This is a genomic window from Mycobacterium riyadhense (assembly GCF_963853645.1).
GTDB lineage: Bacteria > Actinomycetota > Actinomycetes > Mycobacteriales > Mycobacteriaceae > Mycobacterium > Mycobacterium riyadhense.
On record NZ_OY970456.1, the window covers coordinates 4,937,502 to 4,952,619 of the forward strand.

The 15,118-nt window shown below is 71.1% G+C and carries 7 protein-coding genes and 2 pseudogenes; 3 read left to right on the plus strand and 6 right to left on the minus strand.

All coding sequences use genetic code 11. The features are described from left to right. Positions 1–390: 390 nt before the first annotated feature. On the minus strand, positions 391–6,768 hold the full coding sequence (locus tag AADZ78_RS21670; protein ID WP_204903336.1) for a PE family protein: 6,378 nt from the start codon (positions 6,766–6,768) through the stop codon (positions 391–393). A gap of 210 nt (positions 6,769–6,978) precedes the next feature. Between AADZ78_RS21670 and AADZ78_RS21675 the strand changes: the two genes are divergently transcribed. Further along, positions 6,979–7,617: a TetR/AcrR family transcriptional regulator gene (locus tag AADZ78_RS21675; protein ID WP_085252732.1), complete on the plus strand. Its 639-nt coding sequence runs from the start codon at positions 6,979–6,981 to the stop codon at positions 7,615–7,617. Between the two features lie 62 nt (positions 7,618–7,679). Here AADZ78_RS21675 and AADZ78_RS29255 read toward each other — a convergent pair. Then, positions 7,680–7,811: pseudogene (locus tag AADZ78_RS29255) on the minus strand (hypothetical protein); the annotation flags it as partial. A 261-nt stretch (positions 7,812–8,072) separates the two neighbouring features. Beyond that, positions 8,073–8,438: an AAA family ATPase gene (locus AADZ78_RS21685; RefSeq protein WP_239655071.1), complete on the minus strand. Its 366-nt coding sequence runs from the start codon at positions 8,436–8,438 to the stop codon at positions 8,073–8,075. A 683-nt stretch (positions 8,439–9,121) separates the two neighbouring features. Here AADZ78_RS21685 and AADZ78_RS21690 point away from each other — a divergent pair. Continuing rightward, complete coding sequence (locus tag AADZ78_RS21690; protein WP_085252735.1) at positions 9,122–9,778, plus strand: 50S ribosomal protein L25/general stress protein Ctc; 657 nt, start codon at positions 9,122–9,124, stop codon at positions 9,776–9,778. A 12-nt stretch (positions 9,779–9,790) separates the two neighbouring features. After that, positions 9,791–10,366, plus strand: a complete 576-nt coding sequence (gene pth / locus AADZ78_RS21695) for an aminoacyl-tRNA hydrolase (RefSeq protein ID WP_085252733.1) — start codon at positions 9,791–9,793, stop codon at positions 10,364–10,366. 74 nt (positions 10,367–10,440) lie between these two features. Here the strand turns inward: pth and AADZ78_RS21700 are convergent, their stop codons facing one another. The 3 genes and pseudogenes from AADZ78_RS21700 to AADZ78_RS29260 form a co-directional block, all read right to left on the minus strand. Further along, complete coding sequence (locus AADZ78_RS21700; protein ID WP_085252734.1) at positions 10,441–12,075, minus strand: fatty acyl-AMP ligase; 1,635 nt, start codon at positions 12,073–12,075, stop codon at positions 10,441–10,443. A gap of 225 nt (positions 12,076–12,300) precedes the next feature. Then, entirely contained in the window at positions 12,301–13,254 is a 954-nt protein-coding gene (locus tag AADZ78_RS21705) for a 4-(cytidine 5'-diphospho)-2-C-methyl-D-erythritol kinase (RefSeq protein WP_085252736.1), read from the minus strand. A gap of 189 nt (positions 13,255–13,443) precedes the next feature. Next, positions 13,444–15,074 (minus strand): annotated as a pseudogene (locus AADZ78_RS29260) (transposase). Positions 15,075–15,118: the final 44 nt, after the last annotated feature.

The following is a 15,118-nucleotide window of genomic DNA, read 5'->3' on the forward strand; positions in this document are numbered from 1 at the left end:
GTTTAGTCGTCAGTTGACCGGAGTGCCCGGACGGCTGTGGCAGCGACCTATGAATGCCCGTGTGAGCAGGGCGGAAAAGTTGAAGCGGCCAGTTGTGTGGGTTCCGCTTGTGGTGGTCATCGCGTTGGCGGTGGGGCTATCGGGACGTATCTCGTGCTCAACGGCGACAAAACACACGGGGCCGCAAAGGGCGCCGTCACCACCACGACTCAGCCCGTACAGCGGCAAGTCATCGGGCGTGGGACTATCACTGCCTCGGTGATTGAATCGTCGTGGCCGGTGGAGGTTGCCGCCGACGCGCGCGGAGTCGCGCGGCACGGGTGCTAGAGCTAAGCCCAGCGGTGTGAGTGAGCGCCCAGCGTTGTCCGGCGACAAGCGGCGACACCAGCATCAGACACTGGTACCGCCCTTCCCGTCCTTGCCTTCCAGACCGGGGCCGCCACCGGGTGGCATGCCGGCCCCAGCGACGCCGCGGGTACCGCCCGACCCGCCGGCCGCGCCGGTGCCGTTACCGCCGTTGCCGCCGTCGCCGCCGTCGCCGCCGTTGCCACCCCTGCCGCTGCCGCTGGCCAGACCGCCGGTTCCGCCGCCGCCGCCATCGCCTCCGGCCCCGCCCTTCCCGCCGGCGCCGGTGCTAGGGTGCGCGCCGCCGTTGCCGCCGAGCCCGCCGTTGCCGCCGTGGCCGCCGGTGCCGCCGTTGCCGGTGCCCCTACCACTGCCACCTTGGCCGCCCCACCCACCGGCGCCAGCAGCGCCGCCGGCGCCACCGTTGCCGCCGCTACCGCCGGTGCCGCCACCGCCGCCGGTCCCGCCGATGCCACCGGAGCCACCGTTGAAGTTGGTGGCACCGGCGCCGCCGGCGCCGCCATGGCCGGCCGCGCCGCCATGGCCGCCGGCCCCGCCGGTACCCGGCCTCCCGTCGCCGGAGCCGGCGGCTCCGCCGTTACCGGCTTGGCCGCCGTTGCCGCCGGCGCCGCCATGGCCCCCGATACTTCCGACGCCCTCGACACCGTGGCCGCCCCAGCCGCCCGCCCCGCCGTTGCCGCCGGCCCCGCCGTTGCCGTTGGCTCCAGCGGATGCGGAGCCGCCGCCGGGATGGCCGCCGGCGCCGCCGCTGCCGCCGTGACCACCGGTGCCGCCGCTGCCGCCGTTCTGGCCGGTGCTGTCCGAGCCGGCGGCACCTTTGCCGCCGGTGCCGCCGACACCGCCGTTTCCGCCGCTGCCGGGCTGGCCGCCCGGGCCGTCGCCGGCGTTGCTGCCCTTGCCGCCGTTCCCGGCGTTGCCGCCGCTGCCGCCGTTGTGACCGGTGCCGGTCAAGCCGTCGGCGCCGTTTCCACCGTTGCCGCCGACGCCACCGGCGCCGCCGTTGCCACTGCTGCCGTTGTGGCCATAGGGGATCTGCGTGCCGCCGCGGTCGCCGCCGGCGCCGCCGTTGCCGCCGTTGCCGCCGGTTCCGCCGGCGCCGGCGCCATTCCCGGTGTCGGGGGTGCCCGAGCTGCCGTTGCCGCCGGTCCCGCCGGTCCCGCCGTTGCCGCCGTTGCCGTTATTGCCGTCTCGTATGAAGCCGCTGCCGGCGTCGCCGCCGTCACCAGCCCCGCCGCCGTCGCCACCATTGCCGCCGATGAACCCGGTGCCGCCGTTGCCGCCGGCACCGCCGTCGCCAGCGCGCCCGCCGTCGCCGGCGAGGCCATACCTCGAACTACCGCCGGTACCACCCCAGCCGCCGTCGCCGCCCGTGCCGCCGCCGCCACCGGTTCCACCGATGCCACCGGTACCGGCGTCACCACCGGCACCGCCGTGACCACCGTGGCCGGCATTGCCGCCGTTGCCGCCGAGGGCGTCGCCGTGGGTCCCGTTGCCGCCGCTGCCGCCGCGGCCGCCGGCCCCGCCGCCCCCGCCGTTGCCGTCGGTTCCGCCGTTGCCGCCGGTGCCGGCGTTGCCCCCATTACCGCCGCGGCCGCCGGTGCCGCCGGTGCCGCCGACATCGCCGGTGCCGCCGCCGTTGCCGCCGTTGCCGCCTAACCCGCCGTGGCCGCCGGCCCCGCCGTTGCCGTTGGTTCCGCCGGCTGCCGCGTTGCCGCCGCCGCCGCCGTTGCCGCCGGCCCCAGCGTTGCCGCCGTTGGCGCCGCCGCCCTTGCCGTTGTGACCGCTGCCAGCGTTGCCGCCGGCACCGCCGTTGCCGCCGTGGCCGGCGGTCCCGGCCGTGCCGACAGTGCCGGTGGCCCCGCCCGCGCCGCCGTTACCGCCGTTACCACCGGGACCGCCGCCTCCGGCGCCCCCGCCGGTGTCCGGGACCCCCGAACCGCCATTACCGCCGTTGCCGCCCTGACCACCGGCCCCGCCGTTGCCGCGGGTGCCGGCCGCGCTGCCGGCGCTGCCACCTGCGCCGCCGGTACCGCCGTTGCCGCCTTGGCCGCCCGCGGTACCGGTGTCGGCATTGCCGCTCAAGCCTTGGCCGCCGCTACCACCGGCGCCGCCCGTACCGCCACTGCCCACGGTGCCGCCACTGCCGACCGAGCCAGCCGCACCACCGGTGCCGCCGTTGCCGCCGTTACCACCGCTACCGCCGTCCTGGCTGGCGGTGGAGCCCGCATGTCCGTTGCCGCCGGTACCGCCGGCGCCCCCGGCTCCGCCGTTGCCGCTGGTCCCCGAGGCTCCGCCGGCACTACCACCGGTGCCGCCGGTACCGCCCGCACCGGCGTTGCCGCCGGCGGTAAGGACTGGGCCGCCGTCCACGCCGATCCCGCCGGCCCCGCCGGCGCCCCCGTTGCCGCCATTGCCCACCGCGGCACCTTCGCCGACCGAGGCCGCACTGCCGCCGGTGCCGCCAGCCCCGCCAGCCCCGCCGTCCCCCGCGAGGGTCGGGATCCCCGCGCTGCCGCCCCTGCCGCCCTGGCCGCCGGCCCCGCCATTGCCGCTGACACCGGCGGTGCCGCCGGCGCCGCCAGCGCTGCCACCGATGCCGCCGGTGCCGCCCGTGCCGCCTTTACCGCCAACGTGACCGGAGCCGAGTCTGCCGTCGGCGCCCTGCCCGCCGTGACCACCGACACCGGCGTTACCGCCATTACCCACGAGTCCGCCTGTGCCGACCGCGCCGGCCGCCCCGCCGTTACCCCCGTTACCGCCGTTCCCAGCATTGCCGCCGTGGCCGGCGCCTGCACCGGTGTCGGCGACACCCGATGCGCCGTTACCGCCTGTACCGCCCGCACCGCCGGCTCCGCCATTGCCGCTGGTCCCCGTGGCGCCGCCGGCGCTACCCCCGGTGCCGCCGGCGCCGCCCACACCGCCGTTACCTCCGGCGTGACCGCTACCGGCGTTGCCGTCGGCACCCTGTCCGCCGTGACCACCGACACCGGCGTTACCGCCATTACCCACGAGTCCGCCTGTGCCGACCGCGCCGGCCGCCCCGCCGTTACCCCCGTTACCGCCGTTACCGCCACCGCCGCCGTTACCGGAGCCGACTACACCCGATGCGCCGTTACCGCCAGTGCCGCCGTGACCACCGGCCCCGCCATTGCCGCTGGTCCCCGTGGCGCCGCCGGCGCTACCCCCGGTGCCACCGGCGCCGCCAGTCCCGCCGTTGCCGCCGGCCACGCCGGTGCCCGCCTTGCCATCAATGCCGGCGCCACCAGCGCCGCCGGCGCCGCCGTTGCCGCCGTTGCCCACGGCGCTACCGTTGCCCACCGCGGCCCCGATGCCGCCGGCGCCACCGTTACCCCCGGCACCGCCGGCCCCAGCGCCGGCCGGGGCTCCGCCCGGCACGCTGCCACCCATGCCGCCGGTCCCGCCGGCCCCGCCGTTACCACTGATACCGGCGGTACCGCCGGCGCCACCGGCGCTACCACCCTGCCCGCCGTTACCGCCCGCCCCGCCTTGACCGCCGACGTGACCGGTGGCCGCCTTGCCGTCAGCGCCCGCGCCGCCGACGCCACCTGCGCCGGCAGCCCCACCGCTGCCCACCGTGCCACCGCTGCCGACCGCGCCGGCCGCCCCACCGCTACCGCCGTTGCCGCCGAGGCCCCCGTTACCGCCGTTACCGGCGCCGCTGCCGGTGTCGGTGACACCCGAACCGCCGTTGCCGCCGGTCCCGCCGGCGCCGCCGGCCCCGCCGCCGCCGCTAGTCCCTAAGTCGCCCCCGGCGCTACCACCCGTGCCGCCGCTCCCGCCGAGACCACCTCGACCGCCAGCGTGACCGCTGCCGGTCGCGGCGTCGGCGCCCGCGCCGCCACGACCGCCGTCGCCCGCGGCCCCGCCATTGCCCACCGTGCCACCGCTGCCGACCGCGCCGGCCGCCCCACCGCTACCGCCGTTGCCGCCGAGGCCCCCGTTACCGCCGTTACCGGCGCCGCTGCCGGTGTCGGTGACACCCGAACCGCCGTTGCCGCCGTTGCCGCCGCGACCACCGGCCCCGCCGCTGCCATTAGTTCCTGCGGCGCCCCCGGCGCTACCCCCCGTGCCACCTGCACCACCCACACCGCCGTCACCGCCGGCCACACCGGAATGGGTGTTTCCGTCGATGCCGGCGCCACCGGCACCGCCGGCCCCCGCGTTGCCGCCGTTGCCCACCGTCGCACCCATGCCGACTGTTGCCGCGATACCGCCGGCGCCGCCGTTACCGCCGGCCCCGCCGGCCCCCGCACCGCCCGGCGCCGCGCCGGTCCCACCCACCCCACCCGCGCCGCCATCACCGCCGTTGCCGCTAATGCCCGCGGCAGCGGCCGCGCCGCCGGCGCTACCACCCGTGCCGCCGCTACCGCCGAGGCCACCTCGACCGCCGGCGTGACCGCTGCCCACCGCGGCGTCGGCGCCCCGGCCGCCGTTGCCACCGTCACCGGCGCCACCACCATTGCCCACGCTGCCACCGCTGCCGACCGCCCCGGCCGCCCCGCCGCTACCGCCGTTGCCAGCATCACCGCCAGCACCGCCGTTGCCGGCGCCGCTGCCGGTGTCGGTGACACCCGACCCACCGCTGCCGCCGTTGCCGCCGTGACCACCGGCGCCGCCGCCGCCGCTGGTCCCCGCGGCACCCCCGGCGCTACCCCCGATGCCGCCCGCGCCACCCACACCGCCGTTGCCGCCTACCACACCGGTACCGGCCGCGCCGTCCGCGCCGTTACCGCCGGCACCACCATTGCCCGCGTTGCCGCCGCTGCCCACAACGCCCGCCGCCCCAGGCCCGCCGCCGGCCGCCCCGCCGGTGCCGCCGTTACCGCCATCGCCGCCACTGCCGCCGTCGTGACTATTGCCGACCCCCGCAGCGCCATTACCGCCACTGCCGCCATGACCACCCCGTCCACCGGCGCCGTTGCTGCCGCCAGAGCCGGCCGAGCCACCGGCGCCGCCCGCACCGCCGTCGCCACCGTTGAAACCCGTGCCGCCAGCAGTGACGGCGTTGCCGCCGGTCCCACCATCACCCCCGGCACCACCTTTACCGCCAACGCCCGCACCACCCGCGACGCCCGCCGCACCCGCACCACCGCCAGCCGCCCCACCCGCACCTGCATGTCCGCCGTTACCACCCGCACCGCCGTCGTTACCGTTGCCGCCCACACCCACGGCACCATGACTCCCTGCGCCACCGGTACCGCCCGCGCCGCCAGCGCCCCCGTCAAAGCCGCCGCCCCCAGCCGCGGCGGCGTTGTCGCCGGCCCCGCCCGCACCCCCAGGTCCGCCGCTACCACCCACACCCGCCGCTCCGGCGGCCCCCGCCCTGCCGAAGAAGTTGAACAGGCCCGTGGAGCTGCCCCCGGCCCCCGCGCTCCCGGCAACACCACCGGCCCCGCCGGTGCCTCCGTCCGCTCCGGCCATGCCCGCGCCCAGCCCGCTGCCGCCGGCCCCGCCGGCGCCGCCGGCCCCGCCAACGCCGCCGGCCCCGCCGGTCCCGCCGGTCCCGCCCAGCCACGCTTGATTGGCCCCGCCCGTCCCGCCGTCCCCGCCGTGGCCGCCGACCGCGCCCGGCGCACCGGCCACCCCGACTGCCGTACCCGAAACGCCACCGACCCCCGCTCCGCCGCCACCGCCGGCCCCACCGACACCGCCGGCACCCCAGAGCGACAACAGCTGCCGGTTAGCCCCGCCGGGCCCGCCAGCTCCGCCGTTACCCCCAACGCTGCCGCCACCGCCTGCTCCACCGGCCCCGCCGTTACCGCCGCCAATCAGCCCATTGGCTCCACCGGCCCCGCCGTTGCCGCCGACCCCACCGGCCGTGGTGGCATTCCCGCCGGCCCCACCGGCACCGCCGTGACCCCACAACCCCGCCGACCCGCCAGCCCCACCCGCGCCGCCGTTGGCGCCGTTGCCGCCAGACCCGCCGTTGCCGCCGTTGCCGATCAGCCACCCGCCGTCACCACCAGCCTGCCCGGTGCCCGGCGCGCCATCAGCGCCGTTACCGAACAACGGGCGGCCGGTCAGGTCCTGCACCGGATGAAAGTGCGCCACGGCGGCCAATAGGTCCTGGCCTTGGCCTGCAGCGGCCAGCGGCAGCACATTAGCCGCCTCGGCCGCCGCATACGTCCCCGCACCGGTGTTCAACGCCTGGACAAACCGGGCGTGGAACGACACCGCCTGCGCCTGCACCGACTGAAAGTCCTGACCGAACGTGCCGAACAACGCCGCGATCGCCGCCGACACCTCGTCCCCTGCTGCAGGTAGCAGTTGTGTTGTCGAGGTCGCCACCGCCGTACCGGCCGCTTCGATGGCCGATCCGATACCGGTCAATTGCTCCGCTGCGGCCGCGATTGCCTCAGATGCTGCGATCACGTAGGACATGTGCATCTCCGGGAACAGGCAACCAGACGGGACCCGAGCGACAATATGGTCATATCGACAACGGGCATCTCGACAATATAAGCATATTGTCGAGATTGCGGGGTGATTGGGGATTGTTCAGGACGCGTCTGGGAGTGATCGCGGCAGTCGACATCGTCGGCGTTAGAAATCCACGCACCTTGATGGTGAGGTGTCTAAGCTAGCTGGGTGATGCCCACTGACGTGGGGACTTCGAGTCCGGACGACGGAGACAAACCGGCAAGCATCCAGCGGATCCGCGACGCAGCCCTGGTGTTCTTGGCCGCCCGGGGCGCCGAAACCACATCGCTGCGGATGGTTGCCGACGCGGCGGGGGTGTCAATTGGGTTGGTTCAGCATCACTTCGGCACCAAGGCCAACCTCATCGAGGCGGTGAACGATCATGTGCTGACCGTGCTCAGCGAGACGCTGGCTACCCCCTTGGTGAGGGAGCCAGCAGACGACCCTGTCGCCGACGTCGCAGATCGGGTGATCTTGCTGCTTGCCGAACACACCGAGGTCGTCGACTACATCTCCCGGGCTATCGCCGACAACACCCCGATAGGTGTGCGGATCTTTGACGCTCTAGTGCAAATCAGCACCGAACACTGGGAGCAGCTTCACGAACAGGGCCTCACCCGATCCAACCTCGACCCGATCTACCGCACCCTCAGCCCGCTGACCCTTGTGCTCGGCACCTTTATACTCCGGTCGCACTTGAGTCGACACTTGCCCGAGCCGTTCGACACCCCCGCGCAGTTGGAGAGATGGCGTAACGCGACAGAGGCGATCATCGGGGTTGGCCAACTGCAACGCCCAGGCCACGACTGAGCGCCGTCACCGGGCGTGACTGACTGCCCGGCTCCTTACTCGCGCCGTCCCGGCGCTCGCCGTCACCGGGCGAACGCGGTGTCGAGAATCTCCTGCTGCTCGACGGCGTGCACCTTCGACGAGCCCGACGACGGGGCCGACATGGCCCGGCGCGAAACCCGCTTGATGCCGGCGAGCCGCGGCAGGGTCAGCGGCGTTGCGCACCTTTGCTGTTCGTGTTGCCTGTTCGATAACAGTGCGCACGAACCGTCCGTTAGCGGCGGTATCGATGAGCGCCGCCGCATCGGGTGAGCTTGTGCTAGGTGTGGTGCACAACCACTCAACGATCCTACTGAAATGCGCTAGCGCCTCGGCGTGAATGTTGACGTGGGATCGGCTGGCGAACAGTTCTGCGATCTGTATCAGCTCATCGGGAGTGTTGAGCTGAACTCGAGTTGGTGTGGGAACCGTGAACGTTAACCGGGGTTGGCGGCCAGCATGAGGTTCATTGGCGCGGCGTACCCGGCGAGCGCGATCATGGTGTCGCCGCGGTGATCTTCGGCGAATTTCATCATTGTGTTCAACTCGATGTGGCCGAAGTCGCGTTCTAGGTCAGGCTTGTAAAGCTCGGGTGCTTCGTCGATGAAAAGAGCTCGCCCGCGCGCGCTTTCAAGGACCGCGCTGGTCTTCGCCTCGGTTTCGTCGATGACGGCCCCGACGAGTTGTTTTTGCGAGACTTCGATGAATTCAGGTGATTCGAGAATGCCTAGGCCGAAATACATTTCGCAGATCAGCCGAGCGATGGACGTTTTGGCTGTCCCAGGCGGCCCGACCACGGTCATGTGCAGGGTTTCGCGCTGACCGATCTGGACGCCGCGCTCGGCCGTTTTCTGGTCATAATCTTGGCGTACTTCGGTTCGTTGACGTGTCCTTTGACGCGTTGCAGTCCCACGAATTCTTCGAGCGCATGCTGGCCTACAGCCAGGCGAAGCTGGCCAACCTGTTGTTCACCAGCGAGCTACGACGGCGCCTCGATGGAGCCGGTTCGCCGCTGCGCGCGCTGGCAGCTCATCCCGGCTACTCACACACCAACCCGCAAGGCGCGTCTGGCCGCAAACTCGGCGATGATTTCATGTCGGCCGTCACCCGGGCGATCGCCACCGATGCGGATTTCGGAGCCTGGCAAACGCTGCGCGCGGCCTCGCAGGACTTGCCGGGCAACACCTACATCGGCCCCAGATTCGGTTATGTCGGTCCCACCCTGCCGGTCGGTCGCAGCCGGCGGGCCCAAACGCGACGACCGCCGGCGCGCTCGGGGAGCTTTCTGAGCAGCTCACCGGAACCAAATTTCGGCTCTGAACCGCCCGCGTCACATCTCCGGTGCCGAATTTCCCCTCCACGACACGCATGCGCTAACCTGACCGGGCGTCACGGCGAGGGTCGCTGGGTTTACCAGCACCGTTATCGACGGAGACCGACGGACTGTCGCGATCCTGGCCGTGCCTTTACCCACAGGAGCGACACTATGGCGAAATCCGCAGTCAACCAGCTCAGCGTCACGGTGCGTACCGAGACCGGCAAGGGTGCGTCCCGCCGAGCCCGGCGCGAGGGCAAGATTCCCGCCGTTCTCTATGGCCACGGCGCAGATCCACAGCACCTGGAGTTGCCCGGGCACGACTTTGCGGCCGTGCTCCGCCATTCGGGCACCAACGCGGTGCTGACCCTGGACATCGGGGGCAAGGAACAACTGGCGCTCACCAAGGCGCTCGACATCCACCCGATCCGTCGCACTATCCAGCACGCCGATCTGCTGGTCGTGCGTCGCGGCGAGAAGGTCGTCGTCGAGGTCAGCGTCGTCGTCGAGGGTGAGGCGGGACCCGACACCCTGGTCACCCAGGACACCAATGCGATCGAGATCGAGGCTGAGGCCCTGTCGATTCCCGAGCAGTTGACCGTATCGGTCGAGGGCGCCGAACCGGGCACCCAGTTCACAGCCGGACAAATCCCCCTGCCGGCGGGCGTCAACCTGATCTCGGATCCGGACATGCTGGTGGTCAACGTGGTCCAAGCGCCCACCGCAGCCGACCTCGAGGAAGCGGGCGCCCCCGAAGAAGGCGAGGCTGCAGAGGAAGCGGCTGCCGAAGAAGCTGGCGAAGCCGAGACCGCGGCCGCGTCCGAGTAGGCGGTTCAGTAGATGGCCGAACCGCAATTGGTGGTCGGCCTGGGCAACCCCGGCGACTACTACGCCCGGACCCGGCACAACCTCGGTTTCGTCGTCGCCGACCTGCTTGCCGCGCGTTTGGGCGCGAAATTCAAGGCGCACAAGCGATCTGGCGCCGAAGTCGTCACGGGCCGGCTAGCCGGACGCTCCATTGTGTTGGCCAAGCCGCGCTGTTACATGAACGAGTCCGGTCGTCAGGTGGGACCGCTGGCGAAGTTCTACTCGATCGCCCCGGCTGACATCATCGTCGTCCACGACGAGCTCGACCTTGACTTCGGTCGGGTCCGGCTCAAGTTCGGTGGCGGCGAAGGTGGCCACAACGGCGTCCGTTCGGTGGCAGCCGCGCTGGGTACCAAAGACTTTCAGCGGGTGCGGATCGGGATCGGCCGGCCACCGGGCCGCAAAGACCCCGCAGTGTTCGTGTTGGAAAACTTCAGCGCGGCCGAGCGAGCCGAGGTCCCCACGATCTGCGAGCAGGCCGCCGACGCAACGGAATTGCTCGTCGAGCTAGGCCTAGAACCGGCGCAGAACCGCGTCCACGCCTGGTAACCGGCTCGGCGAGCAGACGCAAAATCCCCCCTCGACCGAAGTGTCGAGGGGATTTTGCGTCTGCTCGCCCAACGCTAGGTGACCAGGGTGACGGAGTTGGCGCGGCGCAGCTTGCCGGACGGGGTCTTCGGGATGGTCCCGGGACCCAGAACCACGACGTTGCGCGGCCGCACGTCAACCTCCTTGACCACCTCGTGGGCCACCTGGTGCTCGATGCGACGAACCTCGGCGGGATCCTCGAAGGCATTCGACTCGACAGCGACGGCGAAGGATTCGCGCGAATGTCCGGCATCGAGCCGCACGGCCACCGCGCAGCCGGGACGGACGCCGTCGACGCGGCCGGCCGCCCGCTCGATATCGGTCGGATAGATATTGCGCCCGGCCATGATGATCACGTCCTTGACGCGGCCACACACCACGACGTGGCCTTCCTCGGTGAGGTAGCCGAGGTCACCCGTGTCGTACCAGCCGTGCTCGTCCTGGGCCGGAATAAAGCCACCCATGGTGAGATAGCCCGGCGTCAGTGACTCACCGCGCAGCTCGATAACGCCGACGCCGCGGGCCGGCATGACATCGCCCTGCTCGTCGATGATGCGGGCTTCGAGGTCTTGCAGCAGCGGACCGAGCGTGGCCAGCCGGCGGGTGTTGCCCTTGGTGGCGGGAACGGCCCGGCGCAGGGCGGCCAGCAGGTCGGCGTCGACCTCGTCGACGACGAGACCGGAATTGCACTTCGAGAACGACACGGCCAGCGTGGTCTCGGCCATGCCGTAGGCGGGCAGGATCGCCGAGGACCTCAGGCCGAACGGCTTGCCCGCATCGAGCAGGTCCTCAACGTCGGCGGGTTCGACGGGCTCAGCACCGGACAGCGCAAACCGCAGGGTCGAAAGGTCGAAGTCGCCGGGCTTGGCCTGGCGACGCAACCGCTTGGCGAGCAGCGCGTAGGCGAAGTTGGGCGCCGCGGTCATGGTGCCCTTGTACTTGTCGATGAGCTTGGCCCACAACAACGTGTCGCGCAGGAAGTCCATCGGCGTGACCTTGACCAGCTCCGCACCGAAGAACATCGGGATGGTGAGGAAGCCCACCATGCCCATGTCGTGGAAGCAGGGCAGCCAGCTGACCATGACGTCCTTGTCGACGTCATACTCGGCGCCGATGAACATCGCCTCGGCGTTGGAGTAGATGTTGCGGTGCGTGATCTGGACCGCCTTCGGCGACCCGGTGGACCCGGACGTGAGCTGCATGAGGGCCAGATCATCCTCGCCGACCTCGATGGGGTCGACCGGGTCCGACGCCAGCAGGTCAGCGACGGTGAGGACCTTGATGCCCTTTTCCTCGAGGACGGGGATGGCCGCCAGGAAGGGCTCGGAGACAATGACGGCCTTGGCCTCGATCATCCCGATGACGGTCATGGTGTCCTCGGCCCACACGGCCAGGTCGGTGCGCGGTGTGGGCTGGTGCAACATGGTCAGGCTGGCCCCGCGCATCCACAGGGCCTGCGCCGTGGGTGCGATCTCCACCGGGAAGCCGGCCAGCACGCCAACCGCGTCGCCGAGCCCGATACCCGCCGCGGCCAGGCCGCCCGCGATGCACCGAGCACGCTCATGGACCTCGCCCCAGGTGTGACGGACGGGCGCGTGCGGTTCACCTGTGACCATGCCCGTCGTCGCGGTGCGGGCGTTGCGGAACATCTTCTCGGTGAACCTGCTCAAGGCAACCTCCTCGGTTCCGGCACTGTCCCCAAGGTCCGGGTTTTCATAGTCCGCCTGTCGGATGTCACATTGCGACAGGCGCGCGCATACAGTTGGGGAGCGGTTAGGTCTCGGTTCGGTGATGAGCCAACGGCCCAATGTTGGGTCGTCACCGCGAGTTATCTTAAGCAACTCTTAAGTAACTGCCAAACGCTCATACGATTTGAGGCAGATTTCACATCGAGGTCACGCTTCTGTCATGGGCGACGGCACGACGCGCGCTCCGGGTATCGGCCCGGTGGCGACCCGGACGGTGCGGCACACGCCCGCCCCCGACAGCTGCGCACCCACGTCGATGGCCGACGCCGCCGAGGAACATAGGAAGGCACACGTTGGGCCCGAGCCAGATACGATGCCGGCCAGCGCGCCGGCCTCCACACCGGCGCGCAGCGCACGCCGCAGCGCCGGGTCCAGGCTGACCGCTGCCGCCTGCATTTCGTTGCCCAGCAGCGGCGCGAGCTGCTCCGGATCACCCGCCGCCAGGGCGGCTAGCACCGGCCCCGGTTCAGCAAGCCGTGGCGGATCCCCGGCATCCCTGAGTCGGTCGAGCTCGGCGAATACCGCCGGGGTCAGTAGCCCGCTCTGCGCGAAGGCCAGCACCCAGTGGAAGGTGTTGCGGGACAAGACCGTCGCCAGCTCCTCACCGCGCCCAGTCCCCAGCGCGGTGCCCCCGTGCAGGGCGAACGGCACATCGCTGCCCAGCCGCGCGGCAAGCATCCGCAGATCGCGGCGGGGCAAGGAGAGCTCCCACAGTGAGTTCATCGCCACCAGAACGGCGGCCGCATCGGCACTGCCGCCACCCATCCCGCCGGCCACGGGGATGGACTTGTTGATCATGATCGACACATCAGGTGCCCGGCCCACGTGCTCGGCCAACAGTTCGGCCGCCCGCCAGGCGAGGTTGCGGTGATCGGTGGGCAATTTGTCGGCGCCCTCGCCGACGAGCTCGAGCGACAGCACGTCGGCGTTGCGCACCGTCACCTCGTCGACCAGTGAGACGGCATGAAACACCGTCGTCAGCTCGTGATAGCCGTCCCGGCGGCGATCACCGACGGCCAGGTAGAGGTTGACCTTTCCGGGCACCCGGACGGTAACCGACCCGGTCGGTACCCATTGCACAGCGGTGCTTCCGTCAGACATTGCCAGCCACCGACACGGCAGCAGACTATCGCTGCAACCGGTGAACCACACGAAGCGGCGGCCCAACAATGGGTGACTAGGACGCCGCTGATGTAATGGCCCCTGGTGGGTTGGCGTCGACGGCGTCCGAATTCTGACCCGTGACGGCATCTGAAAATTGACCCCTTGGATGGTCGGTCGGTGGTGGGGTCAGGCAATCGCCCAGCCCGCGGCTCCGTGGTGTAGGCCCAGGGCGGCCAGTCGGGCGAGGTTGATGGCGCCGGCTCGGGCCAGGATGTCGGTCAGGATGCGTTTGTGTCCGCGGCAGCGGGCTCTTCGGCCACCCCAGGGGCGGTGGGTGAAGTGGCTGATCTTGCGTTCCACCACCGGCCGATAGGTCCGGTAGTCCTGCTGCCAGGCCGGATCTCGTTGGCGCCGCTTTGGCGTGCTGCAGCGCGGCTTCCCGCGGGTGAATGCTGATCACGCGCCCCCGACGGGACTTCGTGCACTCCGCCCGCAACGGACACGACTGACACAGCACACCGAAGCGCGCCACGGGGTGACGCACACCAGCGCGGATGCTCACGGTGTGATCAGCCGGGCAGGTGACGGTGCGGCCGGCCAGATCAATCCTGAACTGGTCTTTGGAATAGCCGTTGGCGTTGCGCACCGGAGGCACTTTGGCGCGCATGTCATGACCCCGCTGGGTCTGCTCATCCAGCGTAGCCCCGCCGGCGTAGGCCGAATCCCCATACACCTCAAACCCTTTGGACCCCGAACCATTCTGTGAGTCGCTACCGTCGTCATCGTCATCGTCCGATTCGGCATCGGCAGGTGCGCCCGCGACGGGTTCGTTCAGCAGCTCGTCGATGACCTCGCGATCGGCGGTGTTGGCCGCGGTGATGGCCACATTGGTGATCAGCTCCTCATCCGGATCCACACTGAGGTGACTTTTGTAACCGTCGAAGGTACGGGCCCGTGACTTGTGCCCGTGGCGGGCCTCGACATCGACGGTGGAGATCAGCCGATCCCGGGCCACCCGCCGGGCGATACGAAACACCCCATCCTCGCCGGCCTCGACGTCTTGGCCGGCCACCAACCCCAGCAGCTGGGCGGCTTCGGCGAGCGGCCCGTCCAACTCGCGGCCATCCAGCACCTCCAACGCCGCCTGGGCATCGCGGGCCAGCGCATCCACCAGCGACTCTCGGGCTTTCGGGTCGTCCCAGTCGCACGGCGGCTTACCCCAGGCTGGCGTAGTCATCGTCGCGGGTCAGCACCTGCCGCACCGCACCCGCCAACGCAGGATCGGCCCGGTCAGCCACGGACAGTACTTTGCGGATCGCGGCCCGCAACTGGATCACCGTGTCCTGAGTGGCCACCGCATCAAACAACGGGGTGGAATCCAACACCCGCCGCCGTCCCCGTAACAACCCGGCCGCTTGGGCGGTGGTATTGACGTCATCGAACAACCGCCGCGGCCGATCGGACTTCCGCAGCCGGTTGCGCATCCCAACGAGCACCGTGGGGTGAAAAGCCTCCGCCCCCACTGTCAACCCGGCAGCGGCCTTCCAACGCAAGTCGAAAGCCAGCCGGTCACACGCTTCCCGATCCGACAAGCCCTCGTAGGCCTGCAACAGCATCACCGTGGCCACCACGCGCGCCGGCACAGTCGGGCGGCCCCGCGTCGAGGCCTTGAACAAGTCGGCGAAATAGTCATCGCCGAACAGCGCGCCGCCGTGCTCGGCCAACAGCCGATAGATGCTGCCCTCGGGCAACTGATCACCCACCAGAAGCATCGCGTCATCGAACCGGCCCTGCCGATTCTCACATCCCAACGCCACCCACCGATCCTCATGGCACACCCGCGCCAAACCCGGTCAGGCAC